At 64.9% G+C, this 25,419-nt stretch carries 17 protein-coding genes and 3 CRISPR repeat arrays (1 of these 20 cut by a window edge); of the genes, 10 read left to right on the plus strand and 7 right to left on the minus strand.

The features are described 5' to 3' along the window. Positions 1-1,023: direct repeats of the CRISPR family, unit length 32 nt; unit sequence GTCGCCCCCTTCACGGGGGCGTGGATTGAAAC; it begins 1,147 nt to the left of the window's first position. A gap of 837 nt (positions 1,024-1,860) precedes the next feature. The 6 genes from ACODS4_RS09855 to cas6 all read left to right on the plus strand — a co-directional run bounded on the left by ACODS4_RS09855 (position 1,861) and on the right by cas6 (position 9,325). Continuing rightward, positions 1,861-3,453, plus strand: a complete 1,593-nt coding sequence (locus ACODS4_RS09855) for a hypothetical protein (RefSeq protein WP_488863122.1) — start codon at positions 1,861-1,863, stop codon at positions 3,451-3,453. Continuing rightward, complete coding sequence (locus ACODS4_RS09860) at positions 3,444-4,223, plus strand: hypothetical protein (protein WP_488863124.1); 780 nt, start codon at positions 3,444-3,446, stop codon at positions 4,221-4,223. Before ACODS4_RS09855 ends, ACODS4_RS09860 begins: the two co-directional genes overlap by 10 nt. Positions 4,224-5,065: 842 nt before the next feature. Then, complete coding sequence (gene cas1 / locus ACODS4_RS09865) at positions 5,066-7,063, plus strand: CRISPR-associated endonuclease Cas1 (RefSeq protein WP_488863126.1); 1,998 nt, start codon at positions 5,066-5,068, stop codon at positions 7,061-7,063. A gap of 24 nt (positions 7,064-7,087) precedes the next feature. Next, entirely contained in the window at positions 7,088-7,375 is a 288-nt protein-coding gene (gene cas2, locus ACODS4_RS09870; protein WP_488863128.1) for a CRISPR-associated endonuclease Cas2, read from the plus strand. A 63-nt stretch (positions 7,376-7,438) separates the two neighbouring features. Next, positions 7,439-8,106: a CRISPR direct-repeat array (repeat unit 37 nt; unit sequence GTTTCAATCCGCTTCCCATAGCGGAACAGCGCTGAAC). Between the two features lie 27 nt (positions 8,107-8,133). Continuing rightward, positions 8,134-8,361 carry a hypothetical protein gene (locus ACODS4_RS09875; protein ID WP_488863130.1) on the plus strand — a complete coding sequence of 76 codons (228 nt, stop codon included), beginning with the start codon at positions 8,134-8,136 and terminating at the stop codon, positions 8,359-8,361. A gap of 10 nt (positions 8,362-8,371) precedes the next feature. Continuing rightward, complete coding sequence (cas6, locus tag ACODS4_RS09880; protein ID WP_488863132.1) at positions 8,372-9,325, plus strand: CRISPR system precrRNA processing endoribonuclease RAMP protein Cas6; 954 nt, start codon at positions 8,372-8,374, stop codon at positions 9,323-9,325. Positions 9,326-9,415: 90 nt separating this feature from the next. Beyond that, positions 9,416-9,736: a CRISPR direct-repeat array (repeat unit 37 nt). Between the two features lie 105 nt (positions 9,737-9,841). Here cas6 and ACODS4_RS09885 read toward each other — a convergent pair. From ACODS4_RS09885 to ACODS4_RS09900, 4 genes are all read right to left on the minus strand, one after another. Next, the gene (locus ACODS4_RS09885; protein WP_488863134.1) at positions 9,842-13,228 is read right to left on the minus strand and encodes a TIGR03986 family type III CRISPR-associated RAMP protein; all 3,387 of its coding nucleotides are present in this window, start codon (positions 13,226-13,228) and stop codon (positions 9,842-9,844) included. After that, a complete protein-coding gene (locus ACODS4_RS09890; RefSeq protein ID WP_488863136.1) occupies positions 13,221-14,984 on the minus strand; it encodes a hypothetical protein in 1,764 nt (587 codons plus the stop codon). Before ACODS4_RS09890 ends, ACODS4_RS09885 begins: the two co-directional genes overlap by 8 nt. Beyond that, on the minus strand, positions 14,981-16,591 hold the full coding sequence (locus ACODS4_RS09895; protein WP_488863138.1) for a hypothetical protein: 1,611 nt from the start codon (positions 16,589-16,591) through the stop codon (positions 14,981-14,983). The genes ACODS4_RS09890 and ACODS4_RS09895 overlap by 4 nt, the downstream gene beginning before the upstream one ends. A gap of 191 nt (positions 16,592-16,782) precedes the next feature. After that, a complete protein-coding gene (locus ACODS4_RS09900; protein WP_488863140.1) occupies positions 16,783-17,016 on the minus strand; it encodes a hypothetical protein in 234 nt (77 codons plus the stop codon). A gap of 356 nt (positions 17,017-17,372) precedes the next feature. On the opposite strand from ACODS4_RS09900, the gene ACODS4_RS09905 reads away from it, so the two are divergent. The 3 genes from ACODS4_RS09905 to ACODS4_RS09915 are packed head-to-tail and all read left to right on the plus strand — an operon-like array spanning position 17,373 to position 22,251. Further along, a complete protein-coding gene (locus ACODS4_RS09905) occupies positions 17,373-19,640 on the plus strand; it encodes an alpha,alpha-trehalose-phosphate synthase (UDP-forming) (protein WP_488863142.1) in 2,268 nt (755 codons plus the stop codon). Then, positions 19,637-20,455: a trehalose-phosphatase gene (gene otsB / locus ACODS4_RS09910; protein ID WP_488863144.1), complete on the plus strand. Its 819-nt coding sequence runs from the start codon at positions 19,637-19,639 to the stop codon at positions 20,453-20,455. Before ACODS4_RS09905 ends, otsB begins: the two co-directional genes overlap by 4 nt. Next, complete coding sequence (locus ACODS4_RS09915) at positions 20,452-22,251, plus strand: glycoside hydrolase family 15 protein (RefSeq protein WP_488863146.1); 1,800 nt, start codon at positions 20,452-20,454, stop codon at positions 22,249-22,251. The genes otsB and ACODS4_RS09915 overlap by 4 nt, the downstream gene beginning before the upstream one ends. An 85-nt stretch (positions 22,252-22,336) precedes the next feature. Here ACODS4_RS09915 and ACODS4_RS09920 read toward each other — a convergent pair whose 3' ends face one another. Beyond that, on the minus strand, positions 22,337-23,032 hold the full coding sequence (locus ACODS4_RS09920; protein WP_488863148.1) for a ChrR family anti-sigma-E factor: 696 nt from the start codon (positions 23,030-23,032) through the stop codon (positions 22,337-22,339). Positions 23,033-23,071: 39 nt separating this feature from the next. Further along, positions 23,072-23,647: a sigma-70 family RNA polymerase sigma factor gene (locus ACODS4_RS09925; RefSeq protein WP_488863150.1), complete on the minus strand. Its 576-nt coding sequence runs from the start codon at positions 23,645-23,647 to the stop codon at positions 23,072-23,074. A 308-nt stretch (positions 23,648-23,955) separates the two neighbouring features. Between ACODS4_RS09925 and ACODS4_RS09930 the strand changes: the two genes are divergently transcribed. After that, positions 23,956-24,504 (plus strand): invasion associated locus B family protein, encoded by a 549-nt coding sequence (locus ACODS4_RS09930; RefSeq protein WP_488863152.1) that lies wholly within the window; start codon positions 23,956-23,958, stop codon positions 24,502-24,504. Between the two features lie 95 nt (positions 24,505-24,599). Here ACODS4_RS09930 and ACODS4_RS09935 read toward each other — a convergent pair. Further along, positions 24,600-25,419: tetratricopeptide repeat protein (locus tag ACODS4_RS09935; protein WP_488863154.1), on the minus strand; the 820-nt coding region annotated here is incomplete at its 5' end.

Raw genomic sequence — 25,419 nt, forward strand, 5'->3', positions numbered from 1 at the left:
TTCACGGGGGCGTGGATTGAAACCACCTGCCGGGTTGGCTGGCGGCGCTAAACCTGTCGTCGCCCCCTTCACGGGGGCGTGGATTGAAACCATCGCGTTGACGTCGTGCCGCTGGAGGTTTTCCAAGTCGCCCCCTTCACGGGGGCGTGGATTGAAACAAAGCCGTGCAATATTCAGCATATCGCTCGTGGTCCGCGTCGCCCCCTTCACGGGGGCGTGGATTGAAACCCCTGCCCCACGCTTGCCGCTGAGGTTCGGGTCGGTCGCCCCCTTCACGGGGGCGTGGATTGAAACCTCCTGCGCCGCAAAATGGCGCGTCGGTCGGAGCGTCGCCCCCTTCACGGGGGCGTGGATTGAAACAGCCAGTGGTTGACCGCCAAGCAGAACAGAAAGTGTCGCCCCCTTCACGGGGGCGTGGATTGAAACTTCTTATCCATTGCCGCGCTCCTTGACGACGAAGGTCGCCCCCTTCACGGGGGCGTGGATTGAAACAAGCGGTTCGTGGAAGCGCTTGCCCCTCCTTGCGTGTCGCCCCCTTCACGGGGGCGTGGATTGAAACAGCGCCTTGGCGGAGTGATGATGAGCGACGACCTGTCGCCCCCTTCACGGGGGCGTGGATTGAAACTGTGATACAAAAGCGACTAATCCAGGCCGGGCGTGTCGCCCCCTTCACGGGGGCGTGGATTGAAACACGTCCGATCCGACACCGCCGAACGTCGGAGTAAGTCGCCCCCTTCACGGGGGCGTGGATTGAAACTGTCATATCTGGCTCCTCAGAACAGCGGCATAAGGTCGCCCCCTTCACGGGGGCGTGGATTGAAACCAGCAGGAACACTGATGATTGGCGCAAGATCAATGGTCGCCCCCTTCACGGGGGCGTGGATTGAAACGTCATCTTACCGGGTCTGCTTTACGAGATGGAGGGTCGCCCCCTTCACGGGGGCGTGGATTGAAACGAGGTCAGCGCGCCCACGGATGACTATTTTCGCGTGTCGCCCCCTTCACGGGGGCGTGGATTGAAACATCAAGGACCCGGTTCTGAAGACGGCCAACTGGTACGTCGCCCCCTTCACGGGGCAGGGCAATCGCTTGAACGGTTGTGCATTGAAGAAAGCCCTTCTCCCCTTGTGGGAGAAGGGTTGGGATGAGGGGTGCGGCCCAGCCCAACGGGGCTGGGAAGGTTCCTTTTCCCCCTCACCCCAACCCCTCTCCCGCGAGGGGAGAGGGGCTTATTCTGTCTTCGATGGTTCAAGCGATTGCCCTGCTTCACGGGGGCGTGGATTGAAACTGCCGGAGTCCGGCATCGGTCAGCATGGCGCGGCGGTCGCCCCCTTCACGGGGGGCGTGGATTGAAACCCCATGGTCCATGTATGCAACTGGGGGCACTGCACGAAAGTGATCAGATTGTCCGGGATGTGAGAGCGTACTCTGAACGTAAGCTTGGTTGCGCGTTATCGTCCCTTTCCGTGGTGACGAAAACGATCGGCCCATGCCCCGAAAATGGCGGAGGCCATCGGCTGGACGCCGACGGTCCTGCTGTCGTGGAAAGGCGCAAGATCTGTCACTCCTTCGTCTGGAGTGTTCACTTGGTCAAGCCACTGGGGGAAAACGTGTCCGTGAGGGCATTTGTTGGAATCATGGGGCAACGGAGGGCGCCTTCGGAACAACCGAATCAGCGCTTGCCCAGCGGCGCGACCCAACAGGCGGGGTTTTGGAAGGTCTGAGCAGGCCGTGCTTCACGCCGCAGAAATCGGAGGCCATCATTTTGGGGAAAGATCGCTCCAACATTCTCCTTTTTTGCGTGGAGCGCCGTTGGGCGGGCTATAGTTGGATGAACGTCCAACCGGGATGAGCCACCCTATGACTCCGTCGCAGAGCGTTTGCGTTCATGAGTTCCGCCAGATTCTCGTTTGGCCCTTCCGGCTGGTGGGTGGGCGGGCCGCCACCCCGCTTGGGTTGCGGGATGAGGCCGCCGAGGCGTTGCGACAGAGCGGTTGGACGGAGATCGACCATCTTCTGCGCCATCTCGACACGGCGGACGGCGGGCAGGCCGAATATCAGGAATATGTGTATTTCCACCCCTTCGTCCGTGATTTCCTGTTCGGAAAAAGGGAAAAATCCGACAGGAAATCCAAAGAAATCCGCCTGTTCCGTTGTTCGGACTATGTCGGGCTGGACGCGACGTTCGACCTTGACGCCGATGGCTTCACCGTCGAATTCCGGGTCGAGCGCGCCAATCTGTATCTGTTCGACGCGGGCATCGCCGTTCTGGCGCTGGAAATCGTCAATGGCGGCGCAGAGGGCGGCGACATCATCGTTGCGTGTCGCCATGAAACGATGCGGCTGAAACACGCCCAGATCATTCAGGAACGGCTGCGCCGCGCCTACCCGCCTTTTTGGAATCGCGAGACTGGAAAGGCCGGGTATATGGCGACGTCGGTGCGCTGGCGGCGCAAGGACGGCCAATGCAGCCCCGAACACCTGCCTCTGTCACAGGTCGACATGGTCGGCCCGACAGCAAACACCGGCGAGCCGCCGCTTGCCGGGCATTGGGCGGTGCTGCTGAAACCGCTGCTGTCCCCCGACGGAATCCGCATTCGCCAGGTGGTGGACGACCGCATTCCGCAAATGCTGTATCTGCGCGTGGACGATCCGGCGGCCATCGCGCGCGGCGACTGGGTGCGGCTGGCGATGTGCGACGAGGCCGGGGATCTGCCGCTGCCCTACGCCGAGGATTTCCTGGTCGATTTTGAGCAGCGGCATTGTTACGACCGCCATTGGATCAAGAACGGCTACGGCAGCCTGAACGTCGCCGCCGCGTCGCGCTATCTGTTTTCCGGCTATGGCTTCGTCGCCGTTGGCGGCGAGTCCAATTGGTTTTTCAAAAACATCCTGCCAACCCATGTCCGCCGCCATTATTTCCAATTGGCCCTGCTGGCCCAGTTCGAGCACGCGGCGTTGCTGGCCGAATCCCAGCGGTTGGCCGAGGCGGAGGGCGCGGCGGATGTGGAACGGGCGCTGAAGCGCGTTCTGGATTTCACCCAAAAATACTGGTTCGTCGATGTGTCCAATCAGCTTCAGGCGCGCGAGATGTACGCCCTGTGGCGCGCCCACCTCAACACCGAGGCGCTGCATCGCCAAGTGCGGGAGGAGGCGCGCGCCGCCGCCGATTATCAAGACGCCACCGAAAACCGCCGCGCCGCCGAGGCCACCACACGGTTGACCATCGCCGCGCTGCTGGTGGCGGTTCCGTCGCTGGCCACCGGCTTTCTCGGCATCAATTTGATTTCGTTCAAGGATGGCAAGCTCGAAGACTGGCCATTGGAAAGCTGGAGTTTGGCGTGGCAGGTGTTGGGTGCCGCGTTTGCAACGGTTCTGGGGTTGGCCGCGCTTGCTTGGCTGTTGGCCGGGGTGTTTAAGTGGGCGCGGCGGTTGGAGCAGCGATGGCGATGACAAGTTTGGCCTTCTTCCTGGGCGGTCGCGATCTGGAGATGGTGGAGATCGCCCGGTTGATCCGCGATCACGCGCCCGACGCGCCGTTGTTTGACGCGGGTCTCGCCTGGGGGGCCAAGGCGTCGGATTACGCTGACGCGATCCAGACCGCCGCCGCGTCGGGCCGCTGTCCGGTGCTGGTGGAGTTGGCGGTGGACATGCCCCTGCCGACGGGGGCGGTGATCGTCGATCACCATGGCGACGCGGCGGGGGCGGAGCGTCCGACCTCTCTGCATCAGATTTTCGCGCTGCTGGGTTTGCCCGCCGCCGCCTGGACCCGGCGGATGGCGCTGGTGGCGGCCAACGACCGGGGCCACATCCGGGAAATGCGCGCCATCGGGGCCACGGCGGCGGAGATCGCCGCCATCCGCCGCGACGACCGCGCCGCCCAAGGCGTGACGGCGGACATGGAGGCGGCGGGGGAACGCGCCGTCGCCGCGCTGGAATCCGTTTTGGATGGCCGCGCCCGTCTGGCCCGGCTGCCGCACGCCGTCTGCGCGGTGGTGACGGATCGCCTGGACCCCGACGACCAGCGCCCGCTGATCGTGCTGTCGCCGGGAGAAATCAACGTCTATGGCCCCGGCGCGGTGATCGCGGCGCTGGACCGCGCCTTTCCCGGCGGCTGGCGCGGCGGCGCCTTGCCCGCCTATGGCTTTTGGGGACACGCCGCCCCGCTGCCGGACGAACCCGCCCTGCTGCGCGCGGCAGCCGAGGGGCTGGGCGCGGCGTGACGGCGGCGAAACGCGCCGAACGAAAACCTCCCGCCCTCGGTCATTTTGCTTCCAACGGTGGAACGTCTCTGAACATCGGTCAGGGGCATGAGAACGGGATCATCGATCTGTTTCAATCCGCTTCCAATAGCGGAACGCCTTCAAACACGATGTGATGGCGCACATCGACCACATCGGTGTTTCAATCCGCTTCCAATAGCGGAACGTCTCCAGGGCAATCGGGTGAAGGCTTGAAATTCCTTCATTAGGAAATTCGTCATCCCCGCGAAGGCGGGGATCCAGAGTTCGCAGAGAGAATCTGACCGAAAAGCCTGGATCCCCGCCTTCGCGGGGATGACGGAAAATCCTCTATACAGGTTTATAACCCTTCACCCGATTGCCCTGGGAGCGTCTCCAAACTGTGTTGATGACGGAAAAATATCGTCACTTAAGTTTCAATCCGCTTCCAATAGCGGAACGCCTCCAAACCACGGATCTCGACGGCTCTCCCATGACCGAAGTTTCAATCCGCTTCCAATAGCGGAACGCCTTCAAACACCGCGTCCCGAATCAGACTGATCCCACTTTTATGTTTCAATCCGCTTCCAATAGCGGAACGCCTCCAAACATGACGCGATCCATCTGCGCGTCTCCTACGACGTTTCAATCCGCTTCCAATAGCGGAACGCCTCCAAACTTACCCTCCGCAACCCCTTGACGCAACAGCCATGTTTTCCACCCGTTTCCACAGGCTGCCCAAATCAACCCCGCATTTTGTCAAGGCCCACGCCGAAAAGACTCACGAAATCCATCCCACCCCCTTTACAATCAACGGATAATCGCATTTCCACAGGGTTCCCGCCATGCCCGACCCCGCCGACGGACTTGGTTTGTTCGCCCACATCACCCGGTTGGATCGGTTGGAAGCGGCGTGGGAAAAGGTGTTGGCCAACCATGGCGGGGCGGGCGGCGATGGGATGACGGTGGAGGAGTTTTCCATCGATCTGCCGACCCGGCTGGTGCGGCTGCAATTGGGGCTGGCGCACGGAACCTACCGCCCTGGTCGGCTGCGCCGCATCGACGTGGCCAAGGAGGATGGCGGAACCCGACCGCTGGCGATTCCGCCGGTGGTGGACCGGGTGGCGCAAACCGCCGTCGCCCAGGTGTTGACGCCGTTGCTCGACCCGCAGATGCACGAGGGCAGCTTCGCCTACCGTCCGGGCCGGTCGGTGGCGATGGCGGTGGCGCGGGTGGCCGAACACCGGCGCCAGGGCTTTGGCTGGGTGGTGGACGGCGACATCGAACGGTATTTTGAACGGGTTCCCCACGACCGGATGATGGCCTGCCTGGCCCGCGTGATCGACGATCAGCCTTTGCTCGACCTGATCGAACTGTGGTTGGAAAGCTTTTCCGAACTGGGGTTGGGCCTGCCGCAGGGCGCGCCGCTCAGCCCGCTGCTCGCCAACCTGTATCTGGACGGCGTTGACGACCAGATCGCCGCGCGCGGCGTCCGGCTGGTCCGCTTCGCCGATGATTTCCTGCTGATGTGCCGGAGCGAAGCGGCGGCGGAGGGCGCGCGCGACCGCATGGCGGCGCTGCTGGCCGACCACGGGCTGCGCCTGCACCCCGACAAGACCCGCATCGTGCCGTTCGAGCAGGGCTTTCGCTTTCTGGGGCATCTGTTCGTCCGTTCCCTGGTGGTCCGCCCGGTGGATGAGGAGTCCGCCGCCGATCTCACCCCGGACGAGGCGCTGCTGCTGGCCCGCCACCCCGCCGCCGCCGCGCCGGACGCCGCCGATTCCGCCCCGGAGCCGGACGCGGAGGATCGCGCCCCCGGCCTGCGCGTGCTGTACGTCACCCGCCGGGGCCGGACCCTGACCCGCCGCAACCAGGCCTTCGCGGTGACGGAGGACGGGGCGGAGCTGTTGGCGATTCCCCCCGCCCGCGTCGACCGCATCGAATTGGGGCCGGGCTGCGAGGCCGACGACGACGTGTTGCGCCACGCCCTGGCCCATGGCGTCGATGTGGCGCTGGTCGATGGCTGGGGCGACAGCGTGGGAACGCTGGAACGTCCGATCGGCCCGCGCGCCAGGCTGCATCTGGCCCAGGCCCGGCTGGCCATCGACCCCGACGCCCGGCTGGATCTGGCGCGGCGGATCGTCGATGGCCGGTTGCGCAACCAACGCGCCCTGCTGCGGCGGCTGAACCGCAAACGGGCCGACAGCGGCGTGACCGACGCCGCGCTGGCGCTGAACCGGCTGATCCGCAAACTGCCCGCCGCTGGCGACGTTCCGGCCCTGATGGGGCTGGAGGGCGCGGCGGCGGCGGCCTATTGGCCGGCGCTGGGCCGTTGCCTGGAACAGGGTTGGCGGTTGGACCGTCGCCGCCGCCGTCCGCCGCCCGATCCGGTCAATCTGGCGATTTCCTATCTGTCGGCCATGCTGCACCGCGATCTGGCCGCCTTCGTCGTCCGTCATGGGCTGCATCCCGGTTTTGGCGCCCTGCACAGCGCGCGCGACGGCGCGCAAGCCTGCGTGTCCGACCTGATCGAGGAGTTCCGGGCGCCGCTGGTCGAAGGCCTGGCGGTGTATCTGTTCAACAACCGCATCCTGTCCCGCGCCGATTTCCTGACCACCCCGGCTGGGGAGCCGGGGGCCGACGAGGGCGGCGCCGTCTGCCGGATTCAAGCGGCGGGCCGCGACCGGCTGATCCGGGGGTACGAGGGCTGGCTGGACCGCGCGGTCAAGGGGCCGTCGGGGCAAAAGATGCTGTGGCGCCGGGTGATGCAGGCGCAGGTCGTCGCCTACGCCCGCCACGCGCTGGGCGAGGCGCCCTATCAGCCCTTCACCCTGGATTATTGAACGCGCGCGGAGGGGGGAACGGCCATGCCGACGGCGGAGATGCTGATGGTGTTCTGTTACGACGTGACCGACGACAAACGCCGCCGCCGCGTCGCCCAGGCGTTGGAGGACGCCGCCGTGCGCGTGCAGAAAAGCGTCTTTGAAGCCCGCATGACCGAACGCGCCGCCAACCGTCTGGCCACGACGGTGGCCGCCCATCTGGCCCCGGGCGACAGCCTGCGCGTCTACGCCATCGGCGCCCACGGCCAAACCCGCTCCCGCAGCTACGGCGGCGCCCCGTTGGCCGAGGCGCAGGATTTTTATTTGCTGTAGCGGTCCGGGGCGCAACGGGGTTGGGAAGGAGCGTCACGCGCGGCGCCAACCCCTTCGCCGATGAATTCAACCCGCTTCCCATAGCGGAACAGGGCTGAACGCGCCCGGCCTCTTCGGTGGCGTCACCGCCGTCACGTTTCAATCCGCTTCCCATAGCGGAACAGCGCTGAACCGACCCGCAAGTTTGAGTATCCCGACGCTCTGCGGTTTCAATCCGCTTCCCATAGCGGAACAGCGCTGAACTTCATCATCTCGGACGGCCAGGATATGCACAGGTTTCAATCCGCTTCCCATAGCGGAACAGCGCTGAACGAAGTCTCCGCTGATGGTGGTCATCGTGACCGTTTCAATCCGCTTCCCATAGCGGAACAGCGCTGAACTCGAGAAGAGAACGCTTGGAAAATTTTGGAGTTTCAATCCGCTTCCCATAGCGGAACAGCGCTGAACGCAAGAAACTCTTCATCCCAATGCCAAGCCCTACAAAGTTTCAATCCGCTTCCCATAGCGGAACAGCGCTGAACTGGAAGCCTTCGGCACGGACACCGATGCTGCAGTTTCAATCCGCTTCCCATAGCGGAACAGCGCTGAACACCTGTCCAGTGCGATGAAGGCCTACCAGGAGAAGTTTCAATCCGCTTCCCATAGCGGAACAGCGCTGAACTCAGCCCTTCCGACTGGGCGTTCAGCGCCGTGGTTTCAATCCGCTTCCCATAGCGGAACAGCGCTGAACTTACCCTCTGCAAGTCCTTGACGCAACGATGGTGATTTTGGGTTATTTCCACAGGCCGCACGATCAACGCCGGAAATTTGTCAAGGGGTCCGACGAAAGGCTCTCACTTTATCAGGAATATCAGAACAAAATCAATAGATTGACTGATTTCCACAGGGTTCGCGTCGCCCCGCGCGGCGATTTCGTCATGGTCGGGGGCGTCGGGGGTGTGGCATGGTCGGCGGAAATGCGCGGGGCGCGGGTGGTGGCGGGATGAGGATCGCGGGATGCGGGAAGGGGACGACTCGGTGATCGACGGGGGCGATCCGATCAGCGCCCGGTTGGCGGCGTCGGCGGCGGTGGTTGGGCTGGACGATCTGCCGGAACGGTGGTTTCACGCCGACATCGTCGCCCATTGCCGACCGCCGCGCGGGTGGAGCGTCGGCGATCTGGTCAACGACCCCGCCTTTCCCGGACGGCTGCGCGGGGCGTGGGGACGGCAGTTGCTGACCACCGCGTCGGCGGCGGCGCGGCAGGGCGGCCCCTGTCCTTGGTCGCCGCCCTGCGCCTATGACCCGCTGTTCCGCGAACGCCCGGCCCTGAAGGGGTTGGAAACGCCCAAACCCTATGTCATCGCCGCCGATCCCGCGCCCGACGACCCCGACCGAATGGCGCTGCGCCTGACCCTGTTCGGCTTCGCCACTGATTGGCTGGAAAGCGCCGCCGACGCCTGGGTTCTGGCGCTGCGCGGCGGAGTCGGCATGCCCAACGGCCTGCACGCGGCGCTGGAGCCGCTGGACCGCCGCGTCACGATTCACGAGGGCCTGATCCCACCCCCGCCGCCCGCCGCCGTCCTTCTGCGCTTCGTCACGCCGCTGTGTCTGCGCCGGGGCGGGACGACGCATGGCGAAATGGCTTCTCTGTTCGCCAGCCTGGGCAACCGGCTGTCCGGCCTGTCCCGCTGGCAGGATTCGACGCTCGCCGCCGACTGGCGCGGCCTGAAGGACCACGCCGCCGCCCTGACCATCGACGCCGCCCCCCTGCGCCCCGTGACGTGGCGCCGTCACTCCGCCCGCCAAGGCGACGCCCCCATCCCCATGGAGGGCCTGCGCGGCCCCATCGCCCTATCCGGCGACCTCGCCCCCCTGTGGCCCCTGCTGACCCTGGGCGCCATCACCCACGCCGGCAGCCACGCCGCCCAAGGCCTGGGCCGCTACACGCTGGAACCGCTGGCGGTCTGAGCGGGATGAGGCAAGCGACAACGCCGCCCGTTTGGTTTCCATAGCGGCGGCGTTTCAAACCTCGCTGCCCGCCGTCGCCATAGGCCTTGGGTTTCAATCCGCTTTCCATGGCGGAACCGTCCCAAACGTCGCCGCTGACTGATCCCCGGGCGCCGCACAGTTTCAATCCGCTTCCCATAGCGGAACCGTCCCAAACACCTCGGCACGCAGCAGGTCGGTTTTGAACTGACCTTCGACGTTTCAATCCGCTTCCCATAGCGGAACCGTCCCAAACTAGATGCACCTGGTTGATTGGAACATTCGAGTTTCAATCCGCTTCCCATAGCGGAACCGTCCCAAACAACGCGAAATTGTGCAGCGGCTGTACTCGTTGGGTTTCAATCCGCTTCCCATAGCGGAACCGTCCCAAACTTACTCTCCACAACCCCTTGCCGCAACGGCAATATTCCCGCCCTGTTCCATAGGGTGAGCGTGCCAACGCCGCATTCTGTCAAGCCCGTGGTTGCAAAAACCTCGTCATCGCCTATTTTTTCCTTTTTTATCATAAGGTTGCCTGTTTTCCACAGGGTCTCGCGACGGCTGGGCGGGGGGCGCGACGGTGGTGTATGGATCCAGAATGTTCCGCCCGCTCCTAACGCTGTCGGCGCGCAACTTCTGATAGATCTTTGGCCCGCCGGGAATTTTCAGCATCGGCTGCGGGGACTGGTTGCGGCTTTCCCCCAGACGCGGATCGGCCATGCGCAACAGCGCCCGGATTTCGTCGCAATCGGCGAACGGTTTCCCCAGCGCCGCCGCCATGTGCGTTTCAAAGTGCTTCAGGCAGGCCGGAACATCCACCCCCTCCGCCTTGACGATGTCGGCCTTGAACTGGCCATAGCCCAAGCTGCGGGCGTGCCCCAGCGTGTGACGGAACGCGCCGCCCGGATGGCCGAAGCTGACCGCCCACAACAACGCGCCAAGCTCCACCGGCGTCAGATTGCGGTAAAGGATGTCGCCGGTGAAGCGGACGCCCGCCGGAAGAAAGCGCAAGACGCTTTCGACCGAGGTCTTTTCCCCCTTTGTCTCGTTGAAGCAGTCCAGGGATTCCACCGCCACGTTGCGCGCGGGATAGCGTTTGCGCCCGTTCAACCTTGTGTCGCTGTGGCTCCAATCCATTGGCGTGCCGGGACGCGACGCGCCGTCCGCCCAAGTCAGATAATAAGGGCTGAAGGACGGGCGCGGCGCCAGCAGCGTCACCCGCCGGGCCAGATTGGGACGGATCGCGGCGGCGGGTTGCGCGCTGCGGGCGAAGCCGACCGACACCCGGCTTTTAAACCCCCGCCCGGCGACGCCATCGACCTCCTCATCGACAAAGCCGAACAACGCCTCAGCGATGTCGAGCTTCACGCCATCGGCGTCGGTCGGGCGGTCCCGATGCGCCTCCGTCCGGCGCAACACGTCGGCGACGTCATAGCGGTGGGGCAGTTTGAACAGGCGGGTCAGGCCGATCCGCAGGGGCTTGCGGACTCTGTCCGGGGGCGTGGCGCCGGCAATGTCTTGCGCCGTGTCATCGGCGATGAAAAAGACCGGCACCCGCTTTCCGTCGCGAAACTGTGGTTCCCAATAGGCCCAGGAACCGACCGGCTCCCAGTTCTTTCCGCCTTCCGGCTTGCAATGGGCGGCCTGGAACGCTTCGATCTCCGGCGGCGTCAAGGCTATGGTGCGGATTTTTTTCCGGTAATCCTCCAGAACATATTCATTGCGCTTCCGCTGTTCGGTTTCCGGGCCGGAAAACACCAGGACGCCGCCCAATTGCCCCGAAGGGAGAAGCTGCGCCACCGTCTTTCTGAAGGACCGCCCCTGCGCGTTCCGTTCGGTGGTGGTCACGGGCGCGAATTTCACCTTACGGAGGGTTTCGGGGAAATGCGTGTATTTCTGATCGACGCCAAAGCCGCGCCACGCCTCGTCACTTGGGATGCGGGCCGCTTCCGTCGGCTCATCGGCCCATTCATCATCAGCCGGTTCAAGATGTTTCAGAACGGACTCGATCGATACCTGCCACCAGTTCACCTCCTCAAGCTGCCAAGCTTCGCCGACCCGCCGCAGCCATCCGGCCTTCACGGTCCCCGGTGTCAGCAGCGGCTTGAATTCGGGATGCTTGAAATCCCGCAAGGCGAAGCGGTGCCGACCGTTGATCGTGTCGCCGCGCAGCCGGGAAAAACCGATGATCTCCACCAGCGAGCGCAACGCGCCGCGCAGGCTGGCGCCGGGGATCGCGTAGCGGTCGCCCAGACGCACCGGCTCCAGAATGGTTTCGGTCGGCGCGCCTGGTTTGTCCGCCCGATAGGTCTGCGCGCCCGGTTGACCGAACAGAAACGGCGTTTCCGCCGTCCAATCAACGGTGATCCGACCGCTGCGCCGGTTGTCGGCGCGCGCGAACAAGGGGGATTTGGACGTCGCCAAACCCTTGTCGGGGCATTGCTCAATCACCGGCACGTCACTGGCCACCACGGTCTGATTCAGCGGCACAAAACGGTAAGGGGCGCTGCGCGGCGGGTTGGAGGTGTTTTCCGACGGCTCCGGCGCCGGAATGCTGGTGTAGACAATGGTCTGCGGCGTTGGCGCGGGCGGGTTCGACCGTTGGACGGCGGCGGTTGGGTGGTCGGCCAGCGTCACCCCAAACCAACCAAACCCCCGCGCCGCGCCATGGCCCAGCGTCAGGCCCATGTCCTGCACGTCCCGCAACAGCCGGTCGAACAGGTCTTCCGCGTCTTTGGGGATCGTTCCGTCGCCGCGCGGGGTCAGGCTCAGCGTCGCCTCGAACACCGGATCGACGAAGGCCTCCACCGCGAACAGCCCGCCGTCGATGGGGGCGGCGGAAAAACGGTCGAGCTTGACCGAGGTGAAGGTTTGCTTCACGCCGGGATCGACGACGCGGATGGAGTCCACCCCCAGCAGCCCGCGCCAGCCGGTGACGCCGAACAGTTGTTCGGTGGCGGTCAACGCCTCTTGCGGTGTGTGGACCCGGTCGCGGTCGTCCGCCCCGCCGTCCAGCCACGCCGCCCGCGCCCGCAACGCCCCCAGCAGGCTGGAGCCGGGAAGCGCCGGATGACCGGCGCCGTCCAGCAGCGGATGCAGAACATTCGCGTCCTCCGCCGCGCCGTCGGTCTTGGCCGGGCGGCGGGCGGAATCGAGGATCATGTAAGGCCCGTCGCCGGTCAGCCGCAGACGCAGGCGGCGGCGCTCGCCGGGCGGCTGCCAGGAAACGGCGGGCAGGGTGATCGCCTCCGGCTCTCCATCCCAGGGAACCAGCGTCGCTTTGACCTCGGTCAGGTGGACCCGGCCCTGTCCCTGTCGTCCGCCGCGCCCCAGCGCCACGCCGTCCGCGTCGGTCAGCGGGGCCAGGGCGGTGGCGACCTTCCGCAGCTCGTCGTCCAGCGCCGCCCCCGTCTCGTTGGTCAGCCAGCGGGCGTGAAAGGCGAAGATCGTGCCGGGCGGGATCATGTCGGCGTGAAACAGCTTGTGGTCGTCGGCGGTTCCGCTGGCCCGGTCGATGCGGGTGCGGGCGGCGACGACGCTGTGCTTCGGCCCGGCGGCGGGGCCGGTGACTTGATGGATGGCGCCGTAGATCCACAGGCGGCCCATGTCGCCGCCTTCGTGGTCGTTGTCGTTCACCCGCCCGAACAGTTCCTTGGCCAAATCACCCGCCAGCCGGGCGCGGAGCGCGCCCTTCAGCGAGGCGCCGGGAAGATAGGGAAAGCCCGCGCCGTCACGCTGAATCTCGCTCAGCAGGACCGGGACCGGCTCCGCCTTCCCCTGTTCGACGCGGGTCAAGTCGTCGTGGGGGGTGCGTTGACCGTTGCCCAGATGCAGGAGCGACAGGACGGTCAGGCTGCCCGTCAACTCCACATGATGCTTATGCATGGGCGCCGTCCTTGTCCGTCAGTTCCTGGCCGATCAACAACGCCGCGTGATCGACGACGTTCAAACGCACCGCCCCGAACCCGTTTTCCCGTCCGAAGGGGAAGCGTGTCCAATCGCGCTGGTCAAAGGGTGGCGCGGGCGGCAGCCCGTGGCGCAGCAGGTCGGCCACCCGATCCGCGCCGTTCCCCTCGCCCTGATGCTTCAGCAAAAACACCGACCCGGCGCGGGTCAGCACATAGGGCGCGTAACCGTCCATGCGCGCCGGGTAGCGCAGCGCCTGATAGCCGCCGACCAGCCGTTGATCGGCGAAATGGCGGATCAGGGTGAAGCCCAGCCTCCGCCAATAAGCCTGATAGTCGAGGACGTCCCCATCGCCGAGCGCCGCGTCGGTTTGCAGGGTCAAGGCCCACAGACCGCCCGGCAGGGATTCAGGCGGCGGAGCATCGACCGGCGTGACCAAGGCCGCCTTGGCGACGGCGCGGGTCTTGCCGATGCCGGGAAGCCCCTGCGCCAGATGCGCGATCAGACGCGCCAACGTCGCCGGATCCACACAGCCCGGGATCAGCCAACGGCTGACCCAATGATGCCCTTCGGGACGCACGGCGCTGTAGGAAAACAGCGCGCCGGTTTCGGTCTCGTGATCGTAGGCGGGGGCGCCGGTCTTGTCGTTGATGGCGGTTCGCGTGCGGCTGTCTCGGCGGAGGTCGGGGCCGACAAGCTTGAGGGCGTCCAGGATTTTGGCGCGATCATCCCGCTTCCAATCGGTGGCGAAAAAGGGCGGCCCCCAGCCGCCGGGCGGCAGGCTGTCGAGATCATCGGCCAGCAGCCGGTCGAGCACGCACAGCCGCTTCCCATCTTTGCACAGCGCCAACGACAGCGGCGGAACGGCGACCGGCTTTCCCCCCTTCGGTGAGGGAAAGGCATGGCCGACGTGGGTGCAGGCCAACTGGTCGGAGGTGACGCCAAGCTCGTCGATCCAACCCGCCAACGCGCCCTTCAGCACCGCGCCGGGAATGATCTCCGCGCTTTTGAACTGGTTGGCGGTGGAACGCTCGGAATCGACGACAAAAGGCCGGTCGAAGGCAAAGGCGACGTCGATGTGATGGGCGCAGGGTTGGGCGGCGACAGCATCGGGAGCGGCGGCGTCCGACAGCGCGATTTCCACCACCTCGCCAAAGCCCGAGGATTTGTTGGACCCGACGGCGCGGATCAGGCGGCGGACCTTGCTCATGGCCTCCAGAACATCCGCAGGGCCGGTGACGATGCCGGTGAAACGGACGACGCAACCCGGCGGGGCCGCCAGTTCGATGATTTGCAAATGCCCGTCGCGGGCGGCGCCGGTTCCGTCGCTGTCGATCGCCACGCGGGTGAAGAGCGCGGCGCCGCCTTTCTGCGCTTTGTCCTTTTCCACCAGAGCGGGGGCCGCCAGATCGGGGGCGACCAGATCGGGGATGTCCAGCGTCCGCCGGTTCGGGATGTTGTTCACGGCGCGGGTTTCCGCCGTGTCGGGCGCGTCCTCAGGCTTGGCGTCCCCCGTCCTGGATTTGTCGCCGAAGGCTTTCAGGGCGTCGTCGAACCCCGCCGTTTTCAGCGCGTCGCGGAACAGCCCCCGGATCAGGCTGCCAGGAATGATCGGGGCGTTATCGGCGTTGCGCGCCGGTTTGGCGTCGGCGAGCGTGGCGTTGACCGATGGACCGGGAATGAGGAAGGGGCTGCGCAGATCAATGGACAGGGTCCAGCGGGCGGGGGCGGTCATTGGGCGATGTTCCACAGGCTGAGGATCTGGTGGAGCGGAATCAGCGGATGGTCGTCCGCGCCCTCGGCGCCGGGAAACCCCTTGCGCAGGGTGTCGAGGGCCTCGTGGTTGACCGCGCCCTCATGGATCCGCCCGATCTGTTCGACGTGGTCGTCAAGATGGGCGCGCGCGCGCTCTGCTTGGCCGGTGGCGAACAGGCCCTTCGCCATCGCCTCGTAATGGATCCGATGCAGGGTGGAGCGCGGCAGACCGCCTTTCGGATCCTTGATCGTCGCCATGGCATCTTTAATGGCGCCCCATTCGGCGCCGTCGCAGCGAAAGACCCCGTGTGGAACGTCGCCAACCTTTCCATCAAGATCGAACAGCGGTCGCCGCAGCGCATCGGCATCCAGCCCAGGCAGATCAAAGCCGGTGACGACGCCGATCTGCACCCCGTTCATCAACCGGCCCTCGCCCTGTTTGGCCGTCTCGCCCAAATCCTTGACCAGCGTGGTCAAATCCTTGATCGGCGCCTTGTAGGGGGCGATCAGCATCCCGGCGGCGTGGGTCAGCTCACCCCAGCGGTCCCGGTCGTTCAAATGAGCCTGAATCACGCCCATCACCGCCCAGGCGCGCCAGGCGGGAAGCGCCCACATCACCTCATCCCCACCCCACAGCAGGGTTTCAAAACGCAGGCGCGGGAATGTCTCGCCATCCTTCTGAAAGGTCATGCCGGGAAGTTTAGCCAAATCGGTCAGGACCTTGTGCAGCAGGTTTTTCCGCTTGGCCTTGACCTCTTCGGAAAAAATCTTCAGATCCTTCGCCGTTTTGCCCAATTCCCCCCGCTTTTTGCCAAAGCTGTTTCCGTCCAGATAGATCAGGGCCATTTTGCCCGTCAACGCCTCCGGGATGCCATACGTCCGCTGTTCATCGGAGGTCGGCGCCAGTTCGGAAAAATCACTGGCGAAGCAGAGTTCTAGGGGTGGGAGGCCTGTCAGTTCCTGGTCGTAGAATTTCTGTTTGGCCTGCGCCCCAAAGTCGCGCCGACAACGCACGCTGTGGGACACCGGCTTGTCTTTCCGCACCACCCCAGGCTCAGTCGGGCGCACTCCATCCAGACCGCACACCACGCTGGTCGTGTCGGATTTTTTACCAGCGTCCTTGCGCGTCTTATCGCTGTAGAACGGCGGAGTGATGATGGTCGGTTGCTGAAACTGCCGCGTGTTGCAGCGGGCGACCAGACGGGTCAGGCGCTGGAGAAACCCGCGTCCATTGCGATCCTCCGGCGTTTCCAACGCCCATACATAGGTGAACAGCGACCAAGGCTCTTCAGCGCGCGGGGCGCTGTCGCGCAGCATGGTCTGCAAAAGTTCCTCAACAGCCTTCGTCCCCCCTGGCGATGGGGCGAAGCGGAACAACAGCTCCGAAGCGCCCGTCGCGATGGCGGCGACCTGAAGGTCGGGACGCTCCTTTTGCAGGCGCTGCTCAACCTGTTCGGGAAAGTGCAGCAAAATCAGGCTGCCGCCCCGGATGGTGCTGAGGTCGTTGGTGTCGAAAACGCTGTTGTCGAAATTGCATGCCACCACGCGCGCCAACAGCGCGCCCTCCAAACCATCATCACTGCTCATGGGCCGGTTGATCCTCGCAACGCCAGGTTCCAAAAGGGTGAAAGGTAATGAACGGCGGAACCAAGGCGCCGCCAAGACAGGCGTCAAACGCACACGCCTCAAAAGAATGCGCGCGGCATATTTTGCAATTTTACAGCATATTATTGAGAATAACTATCGCGAAAGATGATTCCCGCAGTGAGGCGCGTGGCTTAAAGCGGCGGCGTATACGATCCACGCCCGCCCTCGCCCGATTTGCCAGAGGCTCGCGAGCCTTCGTAGGGTGGTTTGGAGTCGCCCTGGAAAAGTGGAGAGCCTTCGGCCATGCGATGAGGGAGCGGCGCTTTTGGGTTTGCCTCTGTTTTTCTGAATTCAAGGTAATTTTCCTGATTTTGAAGTTTACCGGATGTCTGCTGAAGTCGAGCGTTGCGATCGGTCGCGTCCATCTGTCTGCAATCTGTATTTCCGTGAATGAAAGAGTGAAATTCCTATCGAATTGATCGTGAATTGTTCTTTCTGGTGATTGCTGATTATGTCCACCTTAATTCTGACATAATTCTTCGCCGAGAATGATTTGAGGTGTGGCGTCTTTGCACCCAAACCACTGTTCATTACGGAACGACAGAGGGGCTGCCAATGTTGACCAACCATGCAAGCGGGGAGGCGTCGCAGGCCATCGCCGCCGCGTTGAACGGCGCTCAACGCGGTTCGGCGGATGATCGGAGGGCGACGGGCGGCGCCGTCCCACGTCGCGCTTGCGCGTCCGCTGGTCTCGTGGGCCGCCGAGAGAGGGGCTGACGTCATGGCTTTGCTCTTCCGGTTCACTCTGCCGCTGCTGCTGGCGCTGGGCGTCGTCGGCTATGCGCTTTCTCCCTTGGCCGATCATCTTGTCGGGCGGTGGTTCGAGCGTGACGTCGAGTTGCGTTCGCAACTCATCTTCAACACGGTTCGCGAGACGGTCGCCGCCTTGGCCCATGACGGCAAACGTCAGGAGATTGAAGCGCTGTTCCGGCGAGTCTCGGAGGATGAGCGCGTGCTCGCCATGGGCCTCTGCGTGGGCGATCAGTTGGGGGCGATCTCCGGCAATTGGCCGACGGTGATCGGCTGTCCGGCCAGAGAGCCGGTCAGCGCGGAAAACCCGGCGACGGCGGCGCCGGTTTATCACAGCTATCAATTGCCTGGCGGCGCGGCGTTGCTCTCCTCGTTTCCGCTCGCCGTCGGGGTGGAGACGCCGGCGACGGTCATGATTCTGCATGACCTCAGCTTCATTGATCGACGGGGAACGGACATTCAGCTTTTCCTGGCCGGTCTGCTCGCTTTCGTCGGCGTGGTGGCGGCGGGGGTGACGGTGCTGGTCGCGCGCTTCACCCTTCGGCGCTGGGTTCGCTCGGTCCAGGAGATGCTGCACCCGCCAGCGCTCGGCGAACCGTCGGCCCGATCAATGCCGGAGATGGCGCCGGTCGCCGCCGAGATCCGCCAGCTTCTCCGGGATCTGGACGTGTCGCGCAGCACGGCGGACGGGGTGCGGATCGATTGGTCGCCGGACACGCTGCGCCGCATTCTCGACAATGACCTGCCCGACGCCGAGGTGATCGTGGTGTCGAACCGCGAACCTTACATCCACAACCAAGGGCCGGACGGCGCGATCACGATGCAGCGCCCGGCCAGCGGCGTGGTGACGGCGCTGGAGCCGATCACCCGGGCCTGCGCCGGCACCTGGATCGCCCATGGCAGCGGCGGCGCCGACCGGCAGACGGTGGACGAACATGACCACATCGCCGTGCCGCCCGACGCGCCAGCCTACACGCTGCGCCGCGTTTGGTTGAGCGAGGAGGAGGAGAATGGCTATTATTACGGACTTGCCAACGAAGGGCTTTGGCCGCTCTGCCATGTGTCCTTCGTCCGGCCAATCCTGCGGGACGCCGATTGGGCGCAGTATGTCGCGGTCAACCGCAAATTCGCCGACACGGTGATCGCCGAAGCGAAAACCGACAACCCGGTCGTTCTGGTCCAGGATTATCATCTGGCGCTGCTGCCGCGCATGGTGCGTGAACGGCTGCCCAACGCGATCATCATCACCTTTTGGCACATCCCCTGGCCCAACGCCGAACTGTTCAGCATTTTTCCCTGGCGGAAAGCTTTGCTTGACGGGCTTCTCGGCAGTTCGATCATCGGGTTCCACACACGGTTCCATTGCAGCAACTTCACCGAAACCGTGGACCGTTTCCTTGAGTGTCGCATCGACCGGGAGCACGCGACCATATCGGTCGGCGGCCACGCCTCCCTGGTCCGGCCCTATCCGATTTCCATCGAATGGCCGCCCACGCCATTGGAGGGACAGGCGCCGCCGCCGGATTGCCGGGCCGCCGTTCGGGCGCGCCATGGCCTGAAGCCGGACTCCATGCTGGCGGTTGGGGTCGAGCGGTTGGATTTCACCAAAGGCATCCCCGACCGTTTCGCCGCCGTGGAACTGTTTCTGGACGAACACCCCGAATGGGTCGGCCGCTTCACCTATCTTCAGGTGGCGGCGCCGTCCCGTGGCAAGCTTCCCGCCTATCAGGCCATTCAGGAGGAAACCACGGCGATGGCCAAGGCGATCAACGCTCGCTTCGCCGCCCGCTTCCCCGAGGCCGGGCAACCGCCCATTCTTCTGATCGCCCGCCACCATGAGCCGGGCGAGATTTTTGAATTGTTCCGCGCCGCCGACGTCTGCGTCGTCAGCAGCCTGCACGACGGCATGAACCTTGTCGCCAAGGAGTTCGTCGCCTCGCGCGACGACGAGGCTGGCGTTCTGGTTCTCAGCACCTTCGCGGGGGCGTCGCGCGAACTTCTGGAGGCGCTCATCGTCAACCCTTACGACACCAAGGGAATGGCGCAGGCGCTGAATCAGGCGCTTCACATGCCGCTTGAAGACCAGCGCGAGCGCATGGCGTTGATGCGCGGCATGGTTCGAGAAAACAATGTGTTCCGGTGGGCCGGGCGGATGCTGCTGGACGCGGCGCGCCTGCGCAAGCGCAACCGCATCGCCGATCTGGTCGGGGCGGTCGCCACAGAGGACGACGCGCCATGAGCGGCGCAGGACCCAAACCATGCCCGCCCGCCCTGATGGGCGATCATCCGGACGGTTTTCCCGCCGACCCGTGGGCCTTGTTCCTCGACATTGACGGCACCCTGCTGGATTTGGTCGACGACCCTAAATCCGTTCGGGCGGACGACGCGTTGCTCTCCCTGCTCGATCAGGCCGCGTCGCGGCTCGATGGCGCGATGGCGTTGGTGAGCGGACGCGACTTGACCGACATCGACCGCATCATGGCGCCGCGCCGTTATCCCGCCGCCGGAAGCCATGGCGTCGAGCTTCGCTGTTCGGGGAACGACAATTGGTCGAAGGGCGGCGACACCCTCGAACTCAGAGGATTGGCCGACGATCTCGACCGGCGGATCGGCGACGACGACGGCCCATGGATCGAGCGCAAATCCCGCTCGCTGGCCCTTCATTTCCGAGGGCGACCGAATGGGCGCCGCCTTGCCCTTGACCTCGCGCAAACGGCGTTGGCGCGGTTGGGGGACGGCTACCGCATCCTGCCGGGCAAGGATGTTTTCGAGGTCGCGCCCGCCACCGCCGACAAGGGAACGGCCATCGCGCGTTTCCTGGCCTGCCCGCCGTTTCTTGGCCGTCGCCCCATCTTTGTCGGGGACGACGTGACCGACGAGCATGGCTTCGCCGCCGTCAACAGCGCGGGGGGCCTGTCCATCCGCATCGGGGAATCCGTCGCCACCGAGGCCCGCTTCTCGCTGCCGACCCCCGCCGCTCTGCGCGCCTGGCTCTCCGATCTTTGTCTGACGGAGACGGGCCTACCTCCCGACCAGGAGATCACACAACCATGAACACGCTCAATCTCGGCGTCATCGGCAATGGTTCTGTCGCCGCTCTGATCGATGGCGGCGGCGCCATCGTTTGGTTCTGCATGCCGCGCCTCGACGGCGATCCGGTTTTTTGCGCGCTGCTGGACGGCGGGCGCGAGGCGCAACCCAAGCTCAGCGATCAAGGGCTGTTCGACCTGACTCTTGTTCAGCAGGTTCGGGCGGAACAGACGTATCTGCCGAACACCGCGATCTTGCGGACGGTGCTGACCGACGTCCTGGGCGGTTCGGTGGAAATCATCGACTTCGCTCCGCGTTTCACCAATCTGGAGCGCATGTTCCGACCGCCGATGCTGATCCGCCGCATCCGTCCGTTGGGCGGGCGTCCGCGCTTGCAGGTCCGCGTCCGTCCGCGCTTCGGGCATGGCGGCGAGGCGCCGCAGATCACGCGGGCGAGCCATCACATCCGCTATGTGTCCGGTTCGCAGACCTTGCGGCTGACGACCGACGCCCCGATCGCCTATGTTCTGGAGGAGCGGCCATTTCTGGTTGATCGTCCGATCAGTTTCCTTCTTGGGTCGGACGAGCGCATTCAAGGCGGGATTGAATCCACGGCGCGCGAATTTTACGAGCGGACGCTCGATTTCTGGCTGACCTGGGTGCGCTCGCTGTCGATTCCCTTTGAATGGCAAGAGGCGGTGATCCGCGCCGCGATCACCCTGAAGCTTTGCAATTTTGAGGAAACCGGGGCCATCGTCGCCGCCCTGACCACCTCGATCCCCGAGGCGCCCAAAACCCAGCGCACCTGGGATTACCGTTTCTGTTGGTTGCGCGACGCCTATTTCGTCATCCACGCCCTGAACCGGCTGGGCGTGACGCGCACCATGGAAGATTATCTGAAGTTCATCACCAACATCGTGGACGACACGGCGGAACGGGACCTGCACCCGGTCTATGGCATCACCCGAGGCGCCGACATCGAGGAGCGCACCGCGACCGATCTTTCCGGCTATCGCGGCGTCGGCCCGGTGCGGATCGGCAACCAAGCCTACCACCAGATCCAGAACGACGTGTATGGCAGCATCGTTCTGGCCTCCACCCACGCCTTTTTCGACACGCGTCTGGTGCGGTCGGGCAATGATGAATTGTTCGAGCAGCTTGAAACGCTGGGGAACAAGGCGGTCCTCGCCTTCGACCAGCCGGACGCCGGTCCGTGGGAATTGCGGACGAAGGCGCAGATCCACACCTTTTCCGCCGTGATGTGCTGGGCGGCGTGCAACCGTCTGTCCAAGATCGCCACGACGATCGGGCGGAGCGAACGCTCGGTCCATTGGCGCCGGGAAGCGGATCGCCTGCACGCGGAGATCTCCGCGCGCGCCTGGAATCCGACGTTGGGATCCTTCGTTTCCACGTTTGACGGGAGCGAGCTGGACGCGACGCTTCTTCTCTTGCACGAGTTTGATTTTCTGGAGGCCAACGACCCGCGCTTCGCCGCCACGGTGGACGCCATTGGCCGAACCTTGCGCCACGGCGATGTTCTGTACCGTTACATTGGCGAGGATGATTTCGGCCAACCGGAGACGGCCTTCGTCATCTGCGTGTTCTGGTACATCGACGCGCTGGCGGCGCTTGGTCAGCGTGAGGAGGCGCGCCGTTTGTTTGAAGCCATGCTCGCCCGCCGCAACCCGCTTGGCCTTCTGTCGGAGGACATCGACAGCCAAACCGGCGAGCTTTGGGGCAACTTCCCGCAAACCTATTCGATGGTGGGACTCATCAACTCCGCCATGCGCCTCAGCCGGAGTTGGGAGGAGGCTTTTTAGGGCGCCGTTCGGCTGAGCGACGATCATCCTGTCGCGGCGGCGGGCGGCGAACCACGCGCCGCCGCGATTTGGACGTTCAACGCGCTCAGAAGCGAATGAAGCGGTTGAGGAAACGGCCCAGCGGGCCGGTCAGGGTCAGGCCGCCGACGGTGGCGGTCACGCACAGGCAGCCTTCCCGGTCGGACACGGGGCTGTGTTCGATGGATGGATCGCCAACGGCGATGTCGCCGGGTTGGAACGCGCCGAATTCATCGGAAAAACCGCCTTCCAGCACCACGGTCAATTCAATGCCGCCGTGGGTGTGGCGCGGCACGCTGATCCCGCCCTTCATGCGGATCAACCGGGTGGTCGCCGACGGTCCCGCGTCGAGATCGACGAAGCTCATGCCCGGTTGCAGGAAACGCCAGGGCTGCTGGTCGAGCGATCCGCACAGATAGCCGCGCAGGGGTTCGGGCAACCGTCGGCACGCGCTGTTGGCCGGTTCCGCCACCGTCGGCGCCGTCATTGAGGCTGGGCGCGCGGCGGGGCGGCAGGGGGGGAGGGCGCTTTCCTCGCGGTCGATGCGGGCGAGCAAAGCGTCCAGGCAGCCGCAATCAAGCGGTTCCGGCTCCAGATCCTCCAGCAGAGCGCCGCCGACGGCCTCCATGTCCGTGACCAGACGACGGCAGCATGGGCAAAAGGCGAGGTGGGTGGCGACGACCAAAGACGCCCCTTCGCACAGGGCGCCGCCGGAATAGTCGATCAGCAGGGTGTCGCCCGGATGATGGCTGGGCAGACTCATGCAACAATCCTCATGCGACGATCCTCAAGCAACATCCCCTCACGCGTCGTCACGCAGCGCCCGGCGAAGGCGGTCCATAGCCAACCGCAAGCGTGACTTCACCGTGCCAAGCGGGATGCCATGCTCGGCGGAAATCAGGCTGTGCGGTTTGTCCTCGAAATAGGCCATCCGCAGCAACTCCGCCTGTTCAGGCGGCAACTCCTTCAAGGCGGCGCGCAGTCGGGCGTTGCCTTCGCGCGCCTCCACCCGGTGATCGGCGGCCTCGACCGGGTCGGGGATCAGGGCCGGATCGTTCGGGTCGATTTCCGGCCGCTGTTCGCGCCGCAGGGAATCGACCCGTTTGTTGCGGGCGATGGTGAACATCCAGGTGCTGGCCGACGCCTGAAGCGGGTCGTAGGTTTCAGCGCGGCGCCAGACCAACAGCATGACCTCCTGCACAAGCTCTTCGGCTGCGCCGGAGTCGCATCCCAACCGGCGCAGATAGGTCTTCAGACGCGGAGCAAAGTGGCCGAACAGCGCCCCGAACGCCAGACGATCCTGCTGGCGGCCAACGGCGACGAGCAGATCTTCCAGGCTGGGGGCCGGGTCGGCCATGGGGGTGTGCGTGTCTTGCATCCCCCCATTCAAGGCGAACAACCAAGCCCGCACAAGATGGGGATCGCCAGCATCCGCCGCCTCGCGCAGAATTTACCGGCCTTTTCCCGGTTTCAGCGTCGCGTCTCACCCCGTTTCCGCAGTCTCACCGTTGGTACGCGGCGCATGCGCGTGCGGATCACTTTTCAAATAGGGCGGACGCAAAAAATCTCCAACGCGGCGGAATCGCGCATCAGCGCGTTTTGCGGCGCCCGCCACCCTTGGAAAAGCACGGCGATTTGCGGTAGTGTCCGCCCGACACACCGAACACCAACGAGCAGTCGCACACGATGTTGCCCATCCGCGCCATCCGCCGCCCCCTTGGGGCCGTCCTGGTTCTCGCCGCGTCGCTGTCGGCGGTCGCCACGACCTCGGCCAGCGCCGCCGATCCGCGTCTTCTTGGCACCTTCAAGGACTGGAGCGCCTTCGCGTTCGAGGAGAGCGGCAAGAAGGTTTGCTACATCTCCAGCCAGCCCAAGAAAATGGAACCAAAGGCGGCCAAGCGTGGCGACGTCTATGTTCTGGTCACGCACCGCCCGGCGGAAAAAAGCCTGGACGTGGTCAGCGTCATCGTCGGCTACCCCCTCAAAAAGGGCAGCGAGATGATGGCCGATGTCGGCGGCAAGCCGTTCAAGCTGTTCACCGACGGTGAAACCGCCTGGGCGCGCGACACCGAAACCGACAAGGCCATGACCGCCGCCCTGCGCGACGCCAAGGCCAAGCCGATGGTCGTCAAGGGCGTCTCGGGGCGCGGCACCAAGACCACCGACACCTACAGCCTGGACGGCGTCACCCAGGCTTACGACGCGATCAACCAGGCCTGCGGCGTGAAGCGCTGAGCGCTTTTCCGGCGCGTCGCCGCTTGGAGCGTTGACGATGAACAAGGCCCTTCCCTCTGCGCGGGGGAAGGGCCTTTTCGTTTCTGGGGCGCGGGTCAGGCTTTGCGCGGACGCCCGCGCGGGCGTTTGGGTTTGGACGGCGGGGCGGCGGCGCGCTGATGGCGGCGCGGCGCGTCCAGCCGGTCATAGATCACGCGGGCCGGTCGCCCCACCTCAGGGTTGACGTCCAGCAGCATGGCTTCACCACGGACATAGGCCTTGAAGGCGGCGTAGACCGGGGCCACCCGGTCGGCGGCCCCGCTGGCCTCGAACCAGCCAAGCAAACGCTCGCCATAGCCGGTCTGTTCGGCCAAGCGCAGCAGACGTTCCAGGTCATCGGAAAAATCCATGTCCCCATGCTTCAACTCGCCGTCGAGCGCGGCGGTCAGATGGGTGGTGGCGGTCCCGAAATTGTCCTGGGCCAGTTCGATGGCCGCGTCCAGCAGCGCCAGACCGGAGGGGTGTATCCCCTCCAGCCCCGCGCGCAGCTCTTCCGCCTCCGCCGTCCGTCCGGTCAGCAGCCGCAACCAGGCCAGATTGCCATTGGCCTTGGCGACCCGTTCGCGCATGGCTGATTCTTTGTCGTCGGCGAAGCGTTCGATCAGCGCGTCATAGGCGGCGGTGGCCCCCGCCGGATCGCCCATTTCGCCGAGCGTGATCCCCTTGTTGACCATGGCCATGGCGACCTGTTCGCGCATGGCTGGTTCGGTGTCGTCGGCGAAGCGTTCGATCACCGCGTCATAGGCGGCGATTTCTCCCGCTGGGTCGCCCATTGCGCCGAGCGTGTACCCCTTGTTGACCATGGCCATGGCGACCTGTGCGCGCATGGCTGGTTCTTTGTCGTCGGCGAAGCGTTCGATCACCGCGTCATAGGCG

It is taken from the genome of Azospirillum sp. FG154 (genome assembly GCF_057809575.1).

Coding starts and splice junctions, on each gene's coding strand:
- ACODS4_RS09900 (WP_488863140.1), bottom strand. CDS start 17,016: ATGGACGCGACCGATCGCAACGCTCGACTTCAGCAGACATCCGGTAAA.
- ACODS4_RS09895 (WP_488863138.1), bottom strand. CDS start 16,591: ATGAGCAGTGATGATGGTTTGGAGGGCGCGCTGTTGGCGCGCGTGGTG.
- cas2 (WP_488863128.1), top strand. CDS start 7,088: ATGCCGACGGCGGAGATGCTGATGGTGTTCTGTTACGACGTGACCGAC.
- ACODS4_RS09905 (WP_488863142.1), top strand. CDS start 17,373: ATGGCTTTGCTCTTCCGGTTCACTCTGCCGCTGCTGCTGGCGCTGGGC.
- ACODS4_RS09890 (WP_488863136.1), bottom strand. CDS start 14,984: ATGACCGCCCCCGCCCGCTGGACCCTGTCCATTGATCTGCGCAGCCCC.
- ACODS4_RS09860 (WP_488863124.1), top strand. CDS start 3,444: ATGGCGATGACAAGTTTGGCCTTCTTCCTGGGCGGTCGCGATCTGGAG.
- cas6 (WP_488863132.1), top strand. CDS start 8,372: ATGCGGGAAGGGGACGACTCGGTGATCGACGGGGGCGATCCGATCAGC.
- ACODS4_RS09915 (WP_488863146.1), top strand. CDS start 20,452: ATGAACACGCTCAATCTCGGCGTCATCGGCAATGGTTCTGTCGCCGCT.
- ACODS4_RS09885 (WP_488863134.1), bottom strand. CDS start 13,228: ATGCATAAGCATCATGTGGAGTTGACGGGCAGCCTGACCGTCCTGTCG.
- cas1 (WP_488863126.1), top strand. CDS start 5,066: ATGCCCGACCCCGCCGACGGACTTGGTTTGTTCGCCCACATCACCCGG.
- otsB (WP_488863144.1), top strand. CDS start 19,637: ATGAGCGGCGCAGGACCCAAACCATGCCCGCCCGCCCTGATGGGCGAT.
- ACODS4_RS09925 (WP_488863150.1), bottom strand. CDS start 23,647: ATGCAAGACACGCACACCCCCATGGCCGACCCGGCCCCCAGCCTGGAA.
- ACODS4_RS09930 (WP_488863152.1), top strand. CDS start 23,956: ATGTTGCCCATCCGCGCCATCCGCCGCCCCCTTGGGGCCGTCCTGGTT.
- ACODS4_RS09920 (WP_488863148.1), bottom strand. CDS start 23,032: ATGAGTCTGCCCAGCCATCATCCGGGCGACACCCTGCTGATCGACTAT.
- ACODS4_RS09855 (WP_488863122.1), top strand. CDS start 1,861: ATGACTCCGTCGCAGAGCGTTTGCGTTCATGAGTTCCGCCAGATTCTC.
- ACODS4_RS09875 (WP_488863130.1), top strand. CDS start 8,134: ATGGTGATTTTGGGTTATTTCCACAGGCCGCACGATCAACGCCGGAAA.